General features: G+C 72.0%; 20 protein-coding genes and 1 tRNA gene. 10 read left to right on the forward strand and 11 right to left on the reverse strand.

Annotated elements, in window-relative coordinates; translation table 11 throughout:
- Positions 1 to 19 precede the first annotated feature (19 nt).
- On the reverse strand, positions 20 to 1,588 hold the full coding sequence (gene gpmI, locus H6G99_RS06840) for a 2,3-bisphosphoglycerate-independent phosphoglycerate mutase (RefSeq protein ID WP_190610830.1): 1,569 nt from the start codon (positions 1,586 to 1,588) through the stop codon (positions 20 to 22).
- Between the two features lie 193 nt (positions 1,589 to 1,781).
- Between gpmI and pyrR the strand changes: the two genes are divergently transcribed.
- Positions 1,782 to 2,342, forward strand: coding sequence for a bifunctional pyr operon transcriptional regulator/uracil phosphoribosyltransferase PyrR (gene pyrR / locus H6G99_RS06845; protein WP_094585624.1), 561 nt, complete (start codon positions 1,782 to 1,784; stop codon positions 2,340 to 2,342).
- Positions 2,343 to 2,394: 52 nt separating this feature from the next.
- Here pyrR and H6G99_RS06850 read toward each other — a convergent pair whose 3' ends face one another.
- The 3 genes from H6G99_RS06850 to H6G99_RS06860 all read right to left on the reverse strand — a co-directional run bounded on the left by H6G99_RS06850 (position 2,395) and on the right by H6G99_RS06860 (position 5,181).
- Complete coding sequence (locus tag H6G99_RS06850; RefSeq protein ID WP_106220503.1) at positions 2,395 to 2,613, reverse strand: ferredoxin-thioredoxin reductase variable chain; 219 nt, start codon at positions 2,611 to 2,613, stop codon at positions 2,395 to 2,397.
- A 40-nt stretch (positions 2,614 to 2,653) separates the two neighbouring features.
- A complete protein-coding gene (locus H6G99_RS06855; RefSeq protein WP_094585622.1) occupies positions 2,654 to 3,481 on the reverse strand; it encodes a hypothetical protein in 828 nt (275 codons plus the stop codon).
- A gap of 146 nt (positions 3,482 to 3,627) precedes the next feature.
- Complete coding sequence (locus H6G99_RS06860; RefSeq protein ID WP_190610688.1) at positions 3,628 to 5,181, reverse strand: Hsp70 family protein; 1,554 nt, start codon at positions 5,179 to 5,181, stop codon at positions 3,628 to 3,630.
- Between the two features lie 95 nt (positions 5,182 to 5,276).
- Here H6G99_RS06860 and H6G99_RS06865 point away from each other — a divergent pair, with 95 nt between their 5' ends.
- The 3 genes from H6G99_RS06865 to H6G99_RS06875 all read left to right on the forward strand — a co-directional run bounded on the left by H6G99_RS06865 (position 5,277) and on the right by H6G99_RS06875 (position 6,501).
- The gene (locus H6G99_RS06865) at positions 5,277 to 5,504 is read left to right on the forward strand and encodes a DNA-directed RNA polymerase subunit omega (protein ID WP_015110657.1); all 228 of its coding nucleotides are present in this window, start codon (positions 5,277 to 5,279) and stop codon (positions 5,502 to 5,504) included.
- Between the two features lie 22 nt (positions 5,505 to 5,526).
- Positions 5,527 to 5,952, forward strand: coding sequence for a DUF1818 family protein (locus H6G99_RS06870; protein WP_094585620.1), 426 nt, complete (start codon positions 5,527 to 5,529; stop codon positions 5,950 to 5,952).
- A gap of 294 nt (positions 5,953 to 6,246) precedes the next feature.
- Positions 6,247 to 6,501 (forward strand): DUF2811 domain-containing protein, encoded by a 255-nt coding sequence (locus tag H6G99_RS06875; RefSeq protein ID WP_094585619.1) that lies wholly within the window; start codon positions 6,247 to 6,249, stop codon positions 6,499 to 6,501.
- A 2-nt stretch (positions 6,502 to 6,503) separates the two neighbouring features.
- On the opposite strand, the gene H6G99_RS06880 is transcribed toward H6G99_RS06875, so the two are convergent.
- From H6G99_RS06880 to H6G99_RS06900, 5 genes are all read right to left on the reverse strand, one after another.
- A complete protein-coding gene (locus tag H6G99_RS06880) occupies positions 6,504 to 6,971 on the reverse strand; it encodes an EVE domain-containing protein (protein ID WP_190610689.1) in 468 nt (155 codons plus the stop codon).
- A gap of 12 nt (positions 6,972 to 6,983) precedes the next feature.
- Positions 6,984 to 8,402 carry a UDP-N-acetylmuramoyl-L-alanine--D-glutamate ligase gene (gene murD / locus H6G99_RS06885; RefSeq protein WP_190610691.1) on the reverse strand — a complete coding sequence of 473 codons (1,419 nt, stop codon included), beginning with the start codon at positions 8,400 to 8,402 and terminating at the stop codon, positions 6,984 to 6,986.
- Positions 8,403 to 8,496: 94 nt separating this feature from the next.
- Positions 8,497 to 8,568: transfer RNA gene (locus tag H6G99_RS06890), tRNA-Val, on the reverse strand.
- Between the two features lie 230 nt (positions 8,569 to 8,798).
- Positions 8,799 to 9,572 carry a photosystem II electron transport protein, Sll1252 family gene (locus tag H6G99_RS06895; RefSeq protein WP_190610692.1) on the reverse strand — a complete coding sequence of 258 codons (774 nt, stop codon included), beginning with the start codon at positions 9,570 to 9,572 and terminating at the stop codon, positions 8,799 to 8,801.
- Between the two features lie 12 nt (positions 9,573 to 9,584).
- Positions 9,585 to 10,088: a hypothetical protein gene (locus tag H6G99_RS06900; protein WP_094585615.1), complete on the reverse strand. Its 504-nt coding sequence runs from the start codon at positions 10,086 to 10,088 to the stop codon at positions 9,585 to 9,587.
- 87 nt (positions 10,089 to 10,175) lie between these two features.
- Here H6G99_RS06900 and serA point away from each other — a divergent pair, with 87 nt between their 5' ends.
- From serA to H6G99_RS06920, 4 genes are all read left to right on the forward strand, one after another.
- Positions 10,176 to 11,762 (forward strand): phosphoglycerate dehydrogenase, encoded by a 1,587-nt coding sequence (gene serA / locus H6G99_RS06905; RefSeq protein ID WP_094585614.1) that lies wholly within the window; start codon positions 10,176 to 10,178, stop codon positions 11,760 to 11,762.
- Positions 11,762 to 12,706: a 50S ribosomal protein L11 methyltransferase gene (gene prmA, locus H6G99_RS06910; protein WP_190610693.1), complete on the forward strand. Its 945-nt coding sequence runs from the start codon at positions 11,762 to 11,764 to the stop codon at positions 12,704 to 12,706. The genes serA and prmA overlap by 1 nt, the downstream gene beginning before the upstream one ends.
- Before the next feature lie 142 nt (positions 12,707 to 12,848).
- Entirely contained in the window at positions 12,849 to 13,148 is a 300-nt protein-coding gene (locus H6G99_RS06915) for a ferredoxin (RefSeq protein WP_094585612.1), read from the forward strand.
- Positions 13,149 to 13,227: 79 nt separating this feature from the next.
- A complete protein-coding gene (locus H6G99_RS06920; protein WP_190610832.1) occupies positions 13,228 to 13,623 on the forward strand; it encodes a DUF8632 family protein in 396 nt (131 codons plus the stop codon).
- A gap of 67 nt (positions 13,624 to 13,690) precedes the next feature.
- Here H6G99_RS06920 and psbV read toward each other — a convergent pair whose 3' ends face one another.
- Positions 13,691 to 14,263, reverse strand: a complete 573-nt coding sequence (gene psbV / locus H6G99_RS06925) for a photosystem II cytochrome c-550 (RefSeq protein ID WP_286191042.1) — start codon at positions 14,261 to 14,263, stop codon at positions 13,691 to 13,693.
- Between the two features lie 96 nt (positions 14,264 to 14,359).
- The gene (gene rnz, locus H6G99_RS06930; RefSeq protein WP_190610695.1) at positions 14,360 to 15,307 is read right to left on the reverse strand and encodes a ribonuclease Z; all 948 of its coding nucleotides are present in this window, start codon (positions 15,305 to 15,307) and stop codon (positions 14,360 to 14,362) included.
- A gap of 114 nt (positions 15,308 to 15,421) precedes the next feature.
- On the opposite strand from rnz, the gene H6G99_RS06935 reads away from it, so the two are divergent.
- Positions 15,422 to 16,720: a SpoIID/LytB domain-containing protein gene (locus H6G99_RS06935; RefSeq protein WP_502707673.1), complete on the forward strand. Its 1,299-nt coding sequence runs from the start codon at positions 15,422 to 15,424 to the stop codon at positions 16,718 to 16,720.
- Positions 16,721 to 16,728: 8 nt separating this feature from the next.
- Positions 16,729 to 17,502: a glucosamine-6-phosphate deaminase gene (locus tag H6G99_RS06940; protein WP_190610697.1), complete on the forward strand. Its 774-nt coding sequence runs from the start codon at positions 16,729 to 16,731 to the stop codon at positions 17,500 to 17,502.
- The last annotated feature ends 26 nt before the right edge of the window (positions 17,503 to 17,528 follow it).

Consider the following 17,528-nt stretch of genomic DNA (forward strand, 5'->3'; position numbering starts at 1 on the left):
GCCGCCGCAGGCCGGAGCTTCAGGCGCCGAGGGTCTGGGGGATGCGGGCGGCGGGCACCGAGGCGGGCACCACCAGGGAGGTGCCGGTCATGCGGGCGGGCTTCGGCAGACCCAGGATCTCCAGCAGGGTCGGGGCGATGTCGGCCAGGCCGCCGTGTTCCCGCAGGGTGACGTCGTTGCCATGGCCCGGCAGCTTGCGTTTCTCGCCCTCCACCAGGATCACCGGCACCGGGTTGGTGGTGTGGGCGGTCCAGGGGAGGCCATCGGGGCCCTGCATCACCTCGGCATTGCCGTGGTCGGCGGTGATCAGCATGCTGCCGCCCATGCGGGTGGTGGCCTCCACCAGCCGGCCCACGCAGCGGTCGACCATGGCGATGGCTTCGGTGGCGGCCTCCATCTGGCCGGTGTGGCCCACCATGTCGGGGTTGGCGTAGTTGATCACCACCAGGGAGTAGATCCCCTTGCCGATGGCGGCGATGCAGCTGTCGGTGAGCTTCTCCGCCGACATCGCCGGCGCCTGGTCGTAGGTGGCGACACGGGGGGAGGGCACCAGATGGCGGTCTTCGCCGGGGAAGGCCTGCTCGATGCCGCCATTCATGAAGTACGTGACGTGCGGGTACTTCTCGGTTTCGGCGGTGCGGAACTGGCGCAGGCCGTGCTCGGAGACCACCTGGCCCAGAAGGCCATCGAGGGATTCGGGCGGGAAGGCCACCCGCACGGGCAGTCCCTGCTCGTACTGGGTGAAGGTGACCACATGGAGGGGGCCCAGCCACTCCCGCGGGAAGCCATCGAACTCCGGCAGGACCAGGGCACGGATGATCTGGCGCACCCGGTCGGGGCGGAAATTGAAGCAGACCAGCCCATCGCCGCTCTCCACCAGCCCCTCGCTGAGGCGCACCGGCTCGAGGAATTCATCGGTGATGCCGGCGGCATAGGAGCCCTGCAGCACCTCCTCCGGCGTGAAGGGGCAGATCTCGGACGGCTCGGTCAGCAGGCGGTAGGCCTTCTGGGTGCGCTCCCAGCGCTGGTCGCGGTCCATGGCCCAGTAGCGACCGCAGAGGGTGGCGATGCGGCCGACGCCGGCCTCGACGACCATCTCCTGGATGCGGGCCAGGTAACCCGGGCCCCCATGGGGAGCCGAGTCGCGGCCATCGGTGACGACGTGGATCAGGACGTCGGTGAGGCCGCGGCCGGCCGCCCAGCGCAGCAGGCCGCCGAGGTGCTCGACATGGCTGTGGACGCCGCCGTCGGAGCAGAGTCCGATCAGGTGCAAGGGGCGGCCGCTGGCCAGCAGGGTGTCACCCAGATCGTTGAGGGCCTGGTTGCCGGCGATCGAGCCGCTGCGCACCGCCTGGCCGATCCGCACCAGCTCCTGGCGGATGATCCGGCCGGAGCCGATGGTGAGGTGCCCCACCTCGGAATTGCCCATCTGGTGATCGGGCAGGCCCACGGCGGCGCCGCTGGCTTCGATCAGGGTGTGGGGATAGGCGTGCCACAGCGCGTCCATCACCGGTGTGTCGGCCTTCCGCACGGCGTTGTGGTCGGTCTCCGGGCTGTATCCCCAGCCATCGAGGATCGCCAGAACCATGGGGGCGACGGGAGCAGCCGTCTCGCAGGAGACGCGTTCGCCGGTGCCGCTGGCGGACTGCTTCTGGGAGGGAGCTGCTTTCACCAGCGAGAAAATCTGCACGTTTCAACGCCACGCCAACCTACAGCCCTCCCCAGACATCACCTTCTTCCGGCACGGATGCGTCAGGCTTTGGTTACACGCCATACGCTTTGTGGCCAGAACTCAGGCCGGAACGGGACCCTCGGACAGGCTGGAACTGCTCTCCGCCCAGGATCTGGGACGCACCCTCGATCGGCTCGCCTCCCAGGTGCTGGAGGCCGTGGCCGACAGCCGGGACCTGGTGCTGCTGGGCATCCCCACCCGCGGTGTCGCCCTGGCGCGGGTGCTGGCCGGTCGGCTGGAGGCGATCTGCGGCCATCCGATCGCCCACGGCAGCCTCGACCCCACCTTCCACCGCGACGACCTGGAGCGGGTGGGCACCCGTCTGGTGGAAGCCACCCAGCTGCCGGTGCCGGTGGACGGGCGCCAGGTGGTGCTCGTCGATGACGTCATCTTCACCGGCCGCACGGTGCGCGCCGCCCTCGAGGCCCTGCAGGGCTGGGGACGGCCGCGGAGGGTGGGGCTGCTGGTGATGGTGGACCGGGGCCACCGGGAACTGCCGATCCAGCCGGACTTCTGCGGCCGGGTGGTGCCCACCGCGCGCCACGAGACGATCCAGCTCTGCCTCCAGGCCATCGATGGCGAGGAGGGGGTCTACCTGCTGCGCGACTGACTCCTGCGCGACTGACTCCTGCGCGACTGACTTCTGAGCGACTGACTCGGCCTCAGACGGTGGCGAGCTCGTCCTCGCGGAAGTGGGCCCGGAACTTGCCGAAGGCGACCACCACGGGCAGGGTCGGGCTGATCGGGCGTCCCTTCCAGTCGTTCAGCACGTTGAACACCTCCCCCTGCTGACCTTCCATATCAAAGGCTTCACCCCGATGCTGGGGGTGGTTGTAGACGACCACACTGCGGCACACCCTGACCTGATCACCTGGCTGCATGTCCACCGGGACGCTCTGCGCGGCCATCCTGTCATGGGGCTCAGCGCTGGCAGGCGCTCTCCGGCCCGGCCTCCACCACCCGCCCGCCCAGCTCCTTGCAGGCCTCCTGGAAGGCCTGCCATTCGTCCATGCCGGCGCTGATGCGGCGCTGCACCAGGGCATCCAGCTTCTCCCCGGACACCGTGTGGGGCAGGGAACCGTGGCTGTCGTGCTCCCGGTCCTTGCCCTGGAGCTGGTCGAGGCCCTTCTTCACCTCCTGCCTCAGGGGCTCGCTCTGCTGGCGCCACCAGGGGTGGTCGATGCGGTTGAGGCTGTCGAGGGCCTCCCACCAGCGCTTCTGCTTCACCAGGAGCGTCGCCCGCTCCAGCTGGGAGCGGTTGCGGTTCCAGATCGCCTGCAGGTCGTCGCCCATGGCGCTGCCGTCGTCGTTGCGCTCCTCCCCCAGGGGGGCGAGCGCCGCCAGGGCACCCTGCAGATCGCCGTCCTGGAAGCGGGTTTTGGCCAGGTGGCGCAGCTGGCGTTGCCAGCGCGCCAGCCGTTCGCGGTCGGAGGGGGTGCCGGCCCGGGAGTTGATCACCTGGCGCTGCAGCCGCAGGGCCTCGCTCCAGTCCTCCTGGCCCCAGAGCTGGTCGGCCTTGGCCCGCAGGCACCGGCCCCGGTCGAAGGGGGTGCGGCCGGGCAGCCAGCTGAGGGCCGCCAGCTGCTCGCTGTAGCGGAGGCAGTCGTCGAGGCGGCCGGTGGCGGAGGCCTGCTCCAGGCGCACGGGCAGCTGGCGCTCCCACCAGTAACCCAGGCCGACGGCGGCGGCGACCGAACCCAGGGTGATGGCCAGCCAGAAGCGCGGGAGTCTGTGCCGGCGGAGGGCCAAGGGGGGAGAGAGAGCACGGTTCTCCACCGTTGTATGCAACGGCGGCCACCGGCGCCTGGTCGCGGGGGCAGCCTGGTCGGCGTCCACCGCCGACGGCGGCGATCGGCCAGGCCCGGTGGCGCCCAGCGCAGCGGTTCCCCTGGCGCTCAGCGCACCGGGCCCAGGGGCAGCGGCTCCCTGCGGCCGCCCTCGGCGAGGGCCTCAAGGTCGTCCCATGCCACCAGGAGCCGGGCCTGGGCGTCGATGGAAAAACGCAGCCGCAGCCGGTCGACGCCGCGCTGACCGGGGGAGGCCAGGGGGATGGTCAGCGGCGACGGGGACCAGGGCCGCACCGGGGCCGCCCCCGCCGGCCGCTCGCGCAGCACCGGCAGCCCCGCCTCGAAGACCACCTCGGCCCGCTCCTCCGGCAGGGGCTCCCCCAGCACCAGTTCCAGCTCCTCCTGGCCGTCCTGGCTGCAGGCCAGCACCAGCTCCAGGGGCTGCTCCGTCGGCCAGCTCTGGCCGGCCACGAACAGGGGATGCCAGCGGTGGGCCCCGCTGCGCCGGTCCCAGCAGCGCAGGGAGACGCCACGGGCCAGCACGTCCCGGACCTGGACGCCGGGGGTCAGGGCCAGGGCCCCCAGGGCCACGGCCTCCACTGGCCGCTCGCCGCGCAGGGGCACGCCGGGGCAGCGGCTCTCCAGCCAGCGCCGGATCAGGGGGATCCGGCTGCTGCCACCCACCGGCAGCACGGCGTCGATGTCGCCCAGCCCCAGCCCCTCCCGGCGGGCGGCCGCCAGGACCGCCTCCAGCAGACCGTCGAGCAGCTGGGGCAGGCCGCGCTCCTCCAGGAGCCGCTCGAAGGCCGGCCGGCTCAGGGTCAGCTCCCGGAAGGACCCGGCCGTCGCCTGGATCTGCCGGGCTTCGGGGGCCTCGCTGAGCTGGCACTTGATCCGTTCGGCGAGCTGCAGCAGGGCGCCGTCAGCGGGCCCGTCCGGGCAGAGGTGGGCCGCGATCCAGCGATCGATGTCCCGCCCGCCCAGGGCCACCCCCGCCTTGCCGATCACCCGGGCGCAGCGCAGGCTCTGGCCGCTGCGGGTCAGGTCCCGGCCGGCGAAGCGCAGCAGCTGGGCGATCGGCGCCGCCCGCCCCTCGCCGCCCTCCAGGGCCACCAGGGAGAGATCGATCGTGCCGCCGCCCATGTCCACCACCAGCACCCGGCTGCCGGGGGGCAGGCCGGCGCCGATGGCGGCGGCGGTGGGCTCGTCCACCAGGGCAAGCTCGGGCACCGCCAGGTCGCGGCTGGCCCGCTCCAGCCAGGCCCGGTAGCCCCGGTAGGTCTCGATCGGGGCGGTGAGCACCAGCCGCTCCGGCACCAGCTCCGCCGGCAGGGCCCGCCACAGCCCCTCCAGCAGCAGGGCACCGGCCCGCTCGGCACTGAGCCAGCCCGGCGAGGGGCCCGTCGCCGGGGCTCCGATGTGGCGCTTGAAGTCCCGGCAGAGGCCGGGGTGGTCGCCATCGGCCAGGGCCGCCTCGAGCACCTGCCGGCCGATCAGGGGGCGTTCGGCGTCGGGGGCCTCCAGCCACAGCAGGCTGGGCACCACGCAGGGGTCGCCGCAGCTGTAGGGCGGCAGGGGCAGCAGACCGGGGGGTCCCTGGCGGTCCTGCCAGGCCACCACGGTGGTGCTGCTGCCCAGGTCGATGGCGAGGGTTCCGGGCATGGGTCGACGGATGGCTCCCCTTCTAGGCCGGTGGCGGCTGGAAAGGGCGGGCCGATGGGCTGATCTAGGGTGTTGAGACTGATGATCAGGCCCGCATGCCGAGCAGCGAACTCAACGCCAAGGAACTGGCCCAGCGCGGGGAGAGCCTGATCCGTCACTCCAGCAACCGCTACCTGACCACCGTTCGCATCGCTTTCCGGGCCAAGCAGCGCCGCTTCGATGATTTCGACGGCCTGCTCGACGACTCGATGATCAAGCCGGTCCAGCGGGCCATCATCGAGCTCAGCGACGAGCAGGACCAGCCCGACCTGCTGCCCGGCTGAGGGTCCCCGCCACCACCCCGCCGTGGAGATCTGCGAGGGCCCGGGCTGGCGGCTGGTGGTGGATCCCGCCCGGGCCCCTTTCATCGCCCTCATCGGCGGGGACGGCTGGGCCAGTGAACTGACGGCGGCCGAGCTGGGCGCCCTGCAGCTGGCCGCCGGTCGCCTCACCGCCCAGCACCGGGCCATGGCCGACGTTCTGATGGCGGAAGAGGCCGTGGCCATGGAGGTGGAGCTGCCGATCGGAGAGCCCGAAGGAGGCGACGCCGGATCCCTGTGGCTGGGCCTGGAGGGTGACCGGCAGCACTGGACGCTGCAGCTGGTGCTCACCCCCGCCCCGGGACTGCGGGGCATCGAGGGGGGCTGGAGCGCCGCCGCCAGTGAGGCGTTCAGCGCCGCGCTGGAGCGCCTGAGACCCGCTGAGCAAGGCGGCGGGGATCAGGATTGGTGATCGTTGGCGGATTCCGCAGCCGGCCCCCCGGTTTTGCACCGTTTCTCCCCAGGCCGGTGGCGATCGCCGCTGGCCTCGGGCCCCGGATGGGGAGAAGCGGCCCGTGTCGCCGCTGCCGCTTGACAGGGAAAGGCGAGCGTTCCTGAGAAGCGGGAGTGGCCACGGGGACATTCGCAAGCCCCTGCTGTGGCTGGTGTCTCAGGCTGGGACGGGGGACGGATGGCCGCCGGCGGCGGCGTTTGACGCGGCCCCCTGGGTGTGGAGAACTGGCTCACGCCCAGCCAGGAATTCGCAATGTCCCGCCCGAGAACACTGCCGCTGGACGGGGCCGAGTCTCTGGTGAGCCTGCGGGCGGATGTGCCCGCGCCCCTGCTGGCGGCCATGCGCGAGTTCATCGAGGAGCACCCCAACTGGGACCAGTACCGGCTGTTCCAGGCCGCCCTGGCGGGCTTTCTGGTGCAGAACGGGATCCGCAACCGCGGGGTGACCCGCTGCTACCTGGCCAACCTGTTTCCTGGCCACCAGGCGTTCTCGGCGCCGGCGGCCTGACCTCAGGCGTCCGGCTCCACCCCCAGCAGGCGGAACAGCCGGGCGGCGCTGGCGTCGCTCACCGGCAGGATCGAGAGGCGATTGCCCCGGCGCACCACCGCCAGGTCTTCGACGCTGAACTGTTCCCGCAGGGCCTCCAGGCTCAGCATCGCCGGAAAGGTGGCGCGATAGGCGAGGCGCACGCAGTCCCAGCGCGGGGCCTCCGGCTTGGAGGCCGGATCGAAGTACTTCGAGGCGGCGTCGAACTGGCTGGGATCCACCAGCCCCGTCTCGGTCACCTCCATCAGGCCGACGATGCCCGGGGGGCTGGCATTGGAGTGGTAGAAGAACGCCCGGTCGCCGATCTGCATGGCACGCATGAAGTTGCGGGCCTGGTAGTTGCGGATGCCGTCCCAGAGGGTGGTGCCCTCCGCCTGCAGGTGGTGGATGCCGTAGACGTCCGGCTCGCTCTTCATCAACCACCAGGCCATGGTGCGTCCGCCTCAGCTGTCGGTGTCGAGGGCCAGCACCAGGCCGCGGAAGTGGTCGCCGCGGGCCTCGAAACTGGTGTACTGGTCGAAGCTGGCACAGGCCGGGGAGAGCAGCACCCCCCGGCAGCCGAGAGAGGGGGCCAGCGTCGCGGCGAGGGCCACCGCTCCCTCCAGGCCCTCCTCCTGCTTGACCACGCCGCCGTAGCCGCTGGACTCCAGCAGGCCGGCGAACTCCTGCCGCGCCGCGCCATAGAGCACCACCGCCGCGGCCCGCTGCCGGAGCTGCTCCAGCCAGGCCGAGGCCTCCCCCTGCTTCGACTGGCCGCCGGCCAGCACCACCAGGGGACCCTCCAGGGCCCGCAGGGCCACCTCGGCCGCGTCGTAGTTGGTGGCCTTGCTGTCGTTGAACCAGGTCACGCCGTTGAGGCTGCGGAGGCGCTCAAGCCGGTGGGGGACACCGGGGAAGGAACGGCAGGCCGCCTCCATCACCGCCGGCTCCAGCCCGGCATGGAGCCCCACCGCCACGGCCAGCAGCAGGTTCTGACGGTTGTGGGCCCCGGGCATGGCCAGGGCGGAGGCCGGGAACAGGGGGCCCTGGCGGCCCCGCACCTGGTCGTCGCCGTCGATCCAGAGCACCGGATCGAGGCCCGGCGGCAGGGCCTCCCTGGGGCCGGCGGTGATCCAGTCGGCCTGGTCCCAGCTGTCGGCGTGCTGGCGCAGGTCGGGGTCGTCGGCGTTGAGGATGCGGACGCGGGAGTTCTCCAGCAGGCTCCGTTTGATGGCCCGGTAGGCCTCCAGGGTGCCGTGGCGCTCCAGGTGGTCGGGGGTGAGGGTGGTCCAGACGCCGATCGCCGGTGCGACGGCGGGGGCGGCCTCGATCTGGTAACTGCTCAGTTCCACCACCAGCCAGTCCGGGCGGGGCCCCTGCTCGAGACGCCGCTGCAACACCACCTCAGCGGCGGAGATGCCGACGTTGCCGCAGAGGGGCGCATCCCGGCCGGCCTGCTGCAGCAGGTGGTGCACCAGGCAGGTGACGGTGGTCTTGCCGTTGGTGCCGGTGATGGCGATCCAGGGCACGTCGCGGCTGGCCTGCCAGGCGGGCACGATCTCCCCCTGCACCTGCACTCCCCGGGAGCGCAGCGCCTCCAGCACCGGGTGGTTCCAGGGGATGCCCGGGCTGACCACCACCACCGACGGCGGCAGTGGCAGCTCCCGGAACGCCTCGAGGCTCAGGGGCACCCCCAGCCGCACCGCGATGGCCTCGCACTCCAGCTGGGCCGCCAGGGCCCGGTGCTCCGGCGTGTCACCGCTCTCGATGACCACCACCGTCTCGCCGCGGGCCTGCAGCAGGCGGGCCGCCCCCAGACCGGACCGGCCCAGACCCACCACCACCGCGCAGGAAAGAGGTGCAACGGCCTCGGCGGGACTCACGCTGGCAGACTCATACTCAGGATCGGCCGAGGGTAGCAGCGAAGGGATCGCTGAACCGAATCGGGATCGAATCGGAAGATTTTAATTCAATCAATGGGCGATACTGGAATCGAACCAGTGACTCCTACCGTGTCAAGGTAGTGCTCTACCTCTGAGCTAATCGCCCGAGTTCGGAAAAACCGAAGCGGCTCCATTTCAGACAACAATCATGGGTAGCCCGATGAGGGCCGAGCTGGATTGCCGTTGAAATGGCTGGCCCTCGAGATGGATGGTTCTCGGGGAAAAGAAAGCATCACCGAAAGTTGACCTTTCACAGTCGATCCGTCGGATCCGTCTCCAACCAGGACTTTTCCTACTCGCCGGCCTTCCCTCCTGTCAACTTGCGCCGCCGGGCCCTCAATGGCGCTCCAGCCGGATCCGGAAACGCTCCCGCTTGGTGGCTTCGATGGCCAGCACCTCCAGCTCTCCCCGCCCCTCCAGCTGGACCCGCGCCCCCACCGCCAGGGGCTGGCTGGGACTGCTGACCACCTTCCAGTCGAGGCGGACGGCCCCCTGCCGGATCAGGGTGGCCATGCGATTGCGGGACAGCCCGAAGCCGGCCGACGCCAGGGCATCCAGCCGCAGGGAGGCCTCCACCGTGGTGAGCTGGCGGGGCAGCCGGCGGGCCGGCAGCTGCAGCGCCTCGATGGGCCGGGCCTCGAACCGCACCGGCACCGTGCGCACCAGGCCCTCGGTCCCGTCCAGCCGCCGGGCCAGGGCCTCGCTGACGATCGCCTGGCCGCCCCGATCGCCCCGCAGCCACAGGTCACCCAGCTCCGCGGCCCCGGCGCCGGAAGCGGCCAGTCCCGCGGCCATGTCGGCCACGGCGGCGGGATCGAAGAGGAAGTTGCCGCTGATCTCCAACCCCAGCAGGGCGGGGGCCGTCGGCTCCTGTCCCGACCGTGCCAGCAGCAGGCAGCGGCGCTCGGCACCGGGGTGGCCGCCGTCACTGGCGAGGCTCAGCTCGCTGAGGGCACCGAGCCGGTCCTCGGCCTCCTCCCGCACCGCCGCCTCGAGAAAGCCGCTGACCTGGGGCTCCCAGGTGCGCAGGGCCGTCTCCGCCAGGCTGAACAGGGCCCCGAGCTCCTCCGGGTGCCGACTCCCCTCCAGCAGGTCCCGTCGTGGAAGCATGGGCCCCGCGCCTCAGGTGTCGTCCAGTCGCACCACCGCCGTCGGTCGCGCCAGCTGGATGGTGGTCCAGGGGATCTCGCGGCCGACGGGGGCCTCCAGCAGCAATAGCCAGCAGCCCTCGTCGAGCCGGTTGCGCAGGATGCGGATGCGGTCGTCCTCCTCCGAGCTGACGCTGGCGGCGGCGGCAAAACTGCCCATCCAGCCGGAGCCCATGCCCAGCAGGCCGCCGATCAGGGGCTCCCCGTAGGCCCCGGCGAAGCTGAACGTGTGCAGATCGGTGATCTGGGTGAAGGTGAGCCCGGCCAGGAACCCGAAGGGCAGCAGCCAGCGCACCATCGATTGCTGGCGCCGCCGTCGGGCCGTGGCCGGATCCAGCCGCTCCACGTCCGACATGGTCGCCTCACCGCTGCCGATCGCCAGCACCCGGGTCGGGGCCGGCTGAAGTGCCTGCAAGCGATCCCGCAGGGCATACAGGCGTTCCCGGTCGTCCAGCACGACCACCACACTCAGGGACATGGGCTCGTCTCCGCACCGCTCTCTACACTGCACCTCCGGCCTGCCCCCCTGGGGGCGCACCCCCCGCCCTCCCCACCGCTGCCGGACATGACGAAGGTTCTGGTCTCCGATCCCATCGACCAGGCGGGGATCGACATCCTCTCCCAGGTCGCCCAGGTGGACGTGCGCACGGGGCTGAGCCCGGAGCAGCTGGTGGCGTGCATCGGTGAGTACGAGGGGCTGATGATCCGCTCCGGCACCCAGGTGACCGCTGAGGTGATCGAGGCCGCGAGCCACCTGCGCATCATCGGCCGGGCCGGCGTGGGCGTCGACAACGTCGATGTGCCCGCCGCCACCCGCCGCGGCGTGATCGTCGTCAATTCGCCGGAGGGCAACACGATCGCCGCCGCCGAGCACGCCTTGGCGCTGATGCTCTCCCTGTCGCGGCACGTGCCCCACGCCCACGCCAGCACCATGGCCGGCGGCTGGGACCGCAAGACCTACGTCGGCAACGAGCTCTACAAGAAGACCCTCGGCGTGGTGGGCCTCGGCAAGATCGGCTCCCACGTGGCCCGTGTCGCCCGGGCCCTGGGCATGGACGTGGCCGCCTACGACCCGTTCATCTCCGCCGAGCGGGCCCAGCTGCTGCAGGTGCGGCTGCTGCCCCTGCCCCAGCTGTTCGCCGAAGCCGACTACGTCAGCCTGCACCTGCCCCGCACGCCGGACACCGAGAACCTGGTCAACGCGGCGCTGCTGGCCACGATGAAGCCCACCGCCCGCCTGGTGAACTGCGCCCGCGGCGGCATCATCGACGAGCAGGCCCTGGCCGATGCGGTCGAGAACCGCGTCATCGCCGGTGCGGCCCTCGACGTCTACGCCAAGGAGCCGCTGGCGGCCGATTCCCCGCTGCGCCTGGTCAAGGAGCGGCTGATCCTCACCCCGCACCTGGGCGCGTCCACGGAGGAAGCCCAGGAGAACGTGGCCATCGACGTGGCCGAGCAGATCCGGGACGTGCTCCTCGGTCTGCCGGCCCGCAGCGCCGTCAACATCCCCGGCCTGACCCCCGAGGTGATGGAGCTGCTCAAGCCCCATCTGCAGCTGGCGGAAACCCTGGGCCTGCTGCTCAGCCAGCTGGCCGGCGGCCAGATCAGCGAGCTGGAGGTGCGGCTGCAGGGCGAATTCGCCTCCCACCCGGCCCAGCCCCTGGTGGTGGCCGCCCTCAAGGGCATCCTCTCGGCCGCCCTCGGCGACAGCATCAACTACGTCAACGCCACCCTGGAGGCCAAGGAGCGCGGCATCCACGTCCTCGAGGTGAAGGACGACGCCAGCCGCGACTTCGCCGGCGGTTCGCTGCAGCTCAGCTCCCGCAGCCCCCGGGGCAACCACAGCGTCACCGGCGCGGTGTTCACCGACGGGGAACTGCGCATCACCACCATCGACGAATTCCCGGTGAACGTGACCCCCAGCCGTCACATGCTCTTCACCCGCCACCGGGACATGCCCGGCATCATCGGCCAGCTGGGCTCCCTGCTGGGCGAGCACAACGTCAACATCGCCTCGATGCAGGTGGGCCGCCGCATCGTGCGCGGCGACGCGGTGATGGTGCTGAGCCTCGACGACCCGATCCCCCCCAGCCTGCTGGCGGTGATCCACAGCATCAACGGCATCCAGGCCGCCCACCCGGTCACCCTCTGATGGGCCTGGTCTGGTGGCGGCTGGAGATGGCCGCCCCGGCCGAACTGGAGGAGTCCCTGCTCTGGAAGCTGCCGCTCCTGGGGGTGGCGCGGGTGGCGCTCCAGCACCCCCCCGAGGCGCCGGAGCAGCGGCAGCTGCTGGCCTGGCTGCCGGAGAGCGACTGGCCCGCCGACCAGCGCCAGGAGCTGGAGCGGGCCCTGGCCCCGCTGGGGGAGCCCTTCGACCTGGCGCTGCCACAGATTCACTGGCAGCGGCAGGCCGATGAGGACTGGAGCCTGAGCTGGAAGAGCCACTGGCGGCCCGATCCGGTGGGGGAGAGGCTGCTGGTGCTGCCGGCCTGGCTGGAGGTGCCGCCCGAGCAGGCCGGGCGGCTGGTGATCCGCATCGATCCGGGCAGCGCCTTCGGCACCGGCAGCCACCCCACCACCCGCCTCTGCCTGGAGGCCCTGGAGGCCCTCGCCGGGGAGCGGGAACAGGCGGGCCTGGGTGAGGGCCTGGAGGGGCTGCGGGTGGCCGATCTGGGCTGCGGCAGCGGCATCCTGGGCCTGGCCGCCCTGCGGCTGGGGGCGGCCAGCGTGGCCGCCGCCGACACCGACCCCCTGGCCGAGCGGGCCACCCGGGAGAACGCCGCCCTGAACGGCCTGGACGGCGCCCGTGGCCTCACGGTCACCACGGGCTCGGCCGAGGCCCTGGTGGCGCTGCTGGAGGGACGTCCGGCGGATCTGCTGCTGTGCAACATCCTGGCGCCGGTGATCGAGGCCCTGATTCCCTGGTTCGGGCAGCTGCTGAGCCCCGGCGGTGTGGGCCTGCTCAGCGGCCTGCTGGTGGATCAGGCTCCAGGCCTGGAGCGGGATCTGGCGGCAGCGGGCTGGCGGGTGGAAGGGCGGGTCGAGCAGGACCGCTGGGGCCTGCTGCGGATCCGTTCGGCATCGGATGTTGCATAAGGCACGCTGATCTGTGTCCTGGCTTTGATTGGGCTTCCCGGCCTGCGAGCCCAAGATCGCCGGGAATGCCCCCTGTCGGATGTAGGAAGGGCGGGTCCTACAGGCCCTGGCTGCCGGGTGTCTGTGAGCTCCAATCTCTTCCATGGCTTCCTACAAGGTCACCCTCGTCAATGAGAGCGAGGGGCTGAACAAGACCATCGAGGTTCCCGACGACCAGTACATCCTCGACGCCGCCGAAGAGCAGGGCATTGACCTGCCCTACTCCTGCCGCGCCGGCGCCTGCTCCACCTGCGCCGGCAAGCTCACCGCCGGCACCGTCGACCAGTCGGACCAGAGCTTCCTCGACGACGACCAGATCGAGGCCGGCTTCGTCCTCACCTGCGTCGCCTACCCCACCTCCGACTGCACCATCAAGACCCACACCGAAGAAGAGCTCTACTGAGCTCCTCGCCGGGCGGTCCGGTTGGATCGCCCACTTGAACCCCGCGTTCTTCTCCGCCACCCTCAGGGGTGGCTTTTTCATGGCACTTCAGGTGGACACCGTGCTGGCCTCCGGCAGCGAGCATCCCAGCCCCGGCGGCCAGTACAGCTACCGGGTCCTGGGGCCCTGCTGCCGGCTGTTCGATCGGGAGGAGCTCCCCTGGCCCTGCTGCCGGCTGGCCTGGCGCAGCAAGGAGCCCAGCTGGCGCCGCGTCGGCCGCCGCTTCGTGCCCGACCTGGCCGCCCGCCGCTGCCCCTCCTACGCCGTGGAGCTGCTGCAGCCGGGGGCCCGCCCCACCCGCACCGTGATCACCCTGTTCCCCCAGCGCCTGGCCCCAGGGCTGCAGGAGTGGTGGTACAGCAAGCTGCCGGGGTCGCTGGAGGCCGGCAACCTGGCCCCGCCACCACCGCTGCCGCTGCCTACCCCTGCCCCCTGAGGCGCAGGCGTCCAGGCACAAAAAAACCGGCCGACGCAGGGCCGGCCGGCGGAGGTGGGCGCGGTGATCAGAAGTAGATCTTGCCGCCGCCCCACTGGATGCCCTGGACCTTGGGGGCCACCAGGATGTAACCGGCGATCAGGCGCAGGTCCTCGTCGTCCAGATCGCGCATCTTCACGAACACGTCGCTGCTGCGCAGGCTGGGGTGCACGTCCGCGATGCTGTACTCCCCGTCGTAGGAGGTGGGGTCCTTCATGTAGTCGACCAGGGCGTCGACCGAATCCCGGGCCGGGGTGGCCAGGGCCAGGGTCTCGGGGTCCAGACCCACGTTCTGGTTGGTCTTGGTGATGCCACCGGCATGGCAGGTGCCACAGCTTTCGTTGAAGAGCTTGCGGCCGGTCTTGACCTCCTTCTCGCTGAAGGTCACCAGGGTGCCGTCAGGGGAGACCGGCACGGTGAGATCCTCGGCGCTCCACTGGGCCGCGGCCGCAGGGCCCGCGAAACAGACCAGCAGGGCCAGGGGAAGGATCAGCAGCGTCCGGACCACGGCACGGAGGGCGCTGCGAAGGGGAGCGGTGCTGAGGCGGGCGGTGCGACGGGCGGCTGACAGCGGGGCGGCTGAGCGAAGGAGGGGGGCCATGGGAGAAGCCGGCGGAATGGCGGTCGGACCGCAACTGAGACCTTGTATCACGGGCGACGGGTCCCCCGGAACGGAATCACGCGAACTGTTGCAGGCTCAGCCCGCCGTCCCCACCGAGAGGCTGAGGAAGTCCTTCGCCACCACCGTCTCGGGGAAGATGGCCCGGGCTTCGGCCACCAGGTCGTCGGGGGTCATGGGATTCCCCGCCACGTAGCGGGGGCTCAGGTGGGTGAGCACCAGCTGCTTCACCCCCGCCTCCAGGGCGGTCTGGGCGGCCATCGTGCTGGTGGAGTGCTGGCGGGCGATGGCCAGCTCCGCCTCGCCATGGGAAAAGGTGGATTCGTGGATCAGCAGGTCGGCGCCACGGGCCAGGGCCACCGCCGCTTCGCTGAAGACGGTGTCGGTGCAGTAGACGACGCTGCAGCCGGGCCGCGGCGGCCCGCACAGGGCCTCGCCCCGGATCACCCGGCCGTCGTCGAGGGTGACGCTTCGACCGGCCTTGAGCTCGGCGTAGACCGGCCCGGGGGGAATGCCCAGGGCCCTGGCCCGCTCCACGTCGAAGCGGCCGGCCCGGGGCTTCTGATCCACCCGGTAGGCGTAGGCCGGCACCCGGTGGGTGAGGGCCGTGCAGCGCACCGTGATGTCGTCGTCGTCGAGCACCAGGGTGCCGCGGGCAGCGGCCTCCTTCACCCGGTGGGTGCGCAGGGGATAGCCGATGCGGGTCGAGGAGGTGCGCATCACGCCCTCCAGGTAGTCCCGCAGGGGATCCGGTCCGTAGAGGTCGATGCCGGCGCAGCTGCCCGCCAGCCCCAGGCTGGCCAGCAGCCCCGGCAGACCGAAGACGTGGTCACCGTGCATGTGGGTGACGAAGATCCGGCGCAGCTGGGACACCCGCAGGTCGCTGCGCAGGAACTGGTGCTGGGTTCCCTCGCCGCAGTCGAACAGCCACAGCTCGGCCCGCTGCGGCAACCGCAGGGCCACGGCGGAGACGTTGCGGGCGCGGGTGGGAACGCCGGAGCTGGTTCCCAGGAAGGTGACCTGCACACCCTGGCTGCCTCAGAGCGCATGCTGCCACGGCGCCGGCCGGTGTGCTGGCTGGCGCCATGGCGTGGACAGGATGACCCGTTCAGAATGAGCCGTTGTCGCTCGCGCACCCTCGTGACCCTCCTCCGTTTCGGATGGCGCGCCGGCCTCTCGCTGGCCCTGCTTCCCGCCGCCGTCGCGGCGCCGGTCCCCACGGAGGCGAGGGCGCCGGCTCCCGTGGTGCGGGTGCTGCTGCGGGAGGCCCCCACCCTGGAACTGGAGGCCGGCAGCACCGTGCTGCGCCTCGGCGACGCCACGGGGCGCACCCTGGCGGAGCTGGCCCCGGGGGCGCGGCTGCAGCTGGTGGGCAGCGGCCCGGCCCTGGAGGCCAGGCTGGAGGGACCGACCGGGCCGCCCCGCCGGGTGGCGCTGCCGTCGGGCCAGGCCTGGATCGATCCCGCCCCAGGACGGGGTGCGGGCAGCGAGGCCGTGTTGACCCTGCAGCAGCGCCGCTACCGCGGCCGGCTGCTGGTGCGCAGCGAGGGCGATCGGCTGCAGGCGATCAACCTGATCGATGTCGAGAGCTACCTGCCCAGCGTGGTGGGCAGCGAGATGCCGGCCAGCTGGCCGCTGGCGGCCCTGCGGGCCCAGGCGGTGGCGGCCCGCACCTACGCCCTGCGCCAGCGCCGGCCGGCGGAGCCCTTCGACCTCAAGGCCACCGTCTCCAGCCAGGTCTACAAGGGGGTGGAGGCCGAAACCGACTCCACCCGCGAAGCGGTGCGCAGCACCCGCTCCCAGGTGCTGATGCACGGCTCCGCCCTGATCAACGCGGTGTTCCACAGCAGCAGTGGCGGCCTCACGGAGAACAGCGGCGACATCTGGCGCCAGCAACTGCCTTACCTGGTGAGCGTGCCCGATTACGACCAGGCCAGCCCGGTGCATGTCTGGCAGCTGCGCGTCGAGCCCGACAAGCTGGCCCGGGCCTTCCGGGAGATCGACGGAGCCTTCCGCATCGAGGTGCTCTCCACCACCAGCTCCGGCCGCATCCGCCAGGCCCGGGTGACGGGTCCCGGTGGCTCGCTGCTGCTCTCCGGCGCCGAGCTGCGCCAGCGGCTGGGCCTGCGCAGCACCCTGGCCCGCTTCGACTTCGAGGCGCCCCGGGCCGCCCCCTTCCCGCCGCCGCTGCCGTCCCTGCAGGGGGTCTTCACCCCCGAGGGGATCCGCTCCCTGGCCTCCGGCCTCGTGCAGGCCCCCTGGCGGACCCCCCGCCCGCCGGCGGCGCCGACCCTGCTGGTGAGCGGCCGGGGCTACGGCCACGGGGTGGGCATGAGCCAGTGGGGCGCCTACGCCCTGGCCCTGCGCGGCGAGGACTACCGGCAGATCCTCCAGCACTACTACCAGGGGGCCAGGATCCAGCCCTACTCCGCCCTTTGAAGCACCCGTTGAGCCGCCACGCCCCCAGCGCCCCGGTCGCAGCCTCCATCACCCCGATCGTTCTGGCCGATGCGGCGGCGGTGGCGGAGCGGGTGGCGGCCCTGCTGCTGGCTGATCGGCTGCGGCCGGGCCGGCCCCTGGGTCTGGCCACCGGACGCACCATGGAGCCCGTCTATGCCGCCCTGGCGCGACGGCTGGGGCGCCTGGAGCCAGCCCTGGCGGCGCAGGTGCGTCAGGGCTGGTGCAGCTTCAACCTGGACGAGTACGTGGGGCTGGGGCCCCAGGATCCCGCCTCCTTCGCCGCCACCATGGCCCGCCAGCTGGTGGAGCCCCTCGGCCTGGACCCCGGGAAGGTATGGCTCCCCGATGGGCGGGCCTGCGATCCCGATGGCGAAGCGCGGCGCTACGGCGCCGCCGTGGCGGCCGCCGGCGGCATCGGCCTCCAGCTGCTGGGCCTGGGCCTCAACGGCCACGTGGGCTTCAACGAACCCCCCGCGGGGGCGGCCGTGGCCTGCCGCTGCCTGGCCCTCAGCGACCACACCCGTCGCCAGAACGCCGGCGCCTTCGGGGGCGACCCAGGCGCCGTCCCCCGGCGGGCCATCACCCTGGGGATGGCCGAGATCCTCGCGGCCCGCCGGGTGCTCCTTGTGGTGACCGGCGGGGCCAAGGCGACGATCCTGCGCCGTGCCTTGGGGGAGCCCCCCACGCCGGAGCTGCCCGCCAGCTGGCTGCAGCACCACCCTGCCCTCACGGTGATCGCCGACGCCGAGGCCATGGGCTGAACCTCTGGCGCGGCGGAGGGCGCGGC

It is taken from the genome of Synechococcus sp. FACHB-909, assembly GCF_014698945.1.
In the GTDB taxonomy this organism is placed as follows: Bacteria; Cyanobacteriota; Cyanobacteriia; order PCC-6307; family Cyanobiaceae; genus Cyanobium.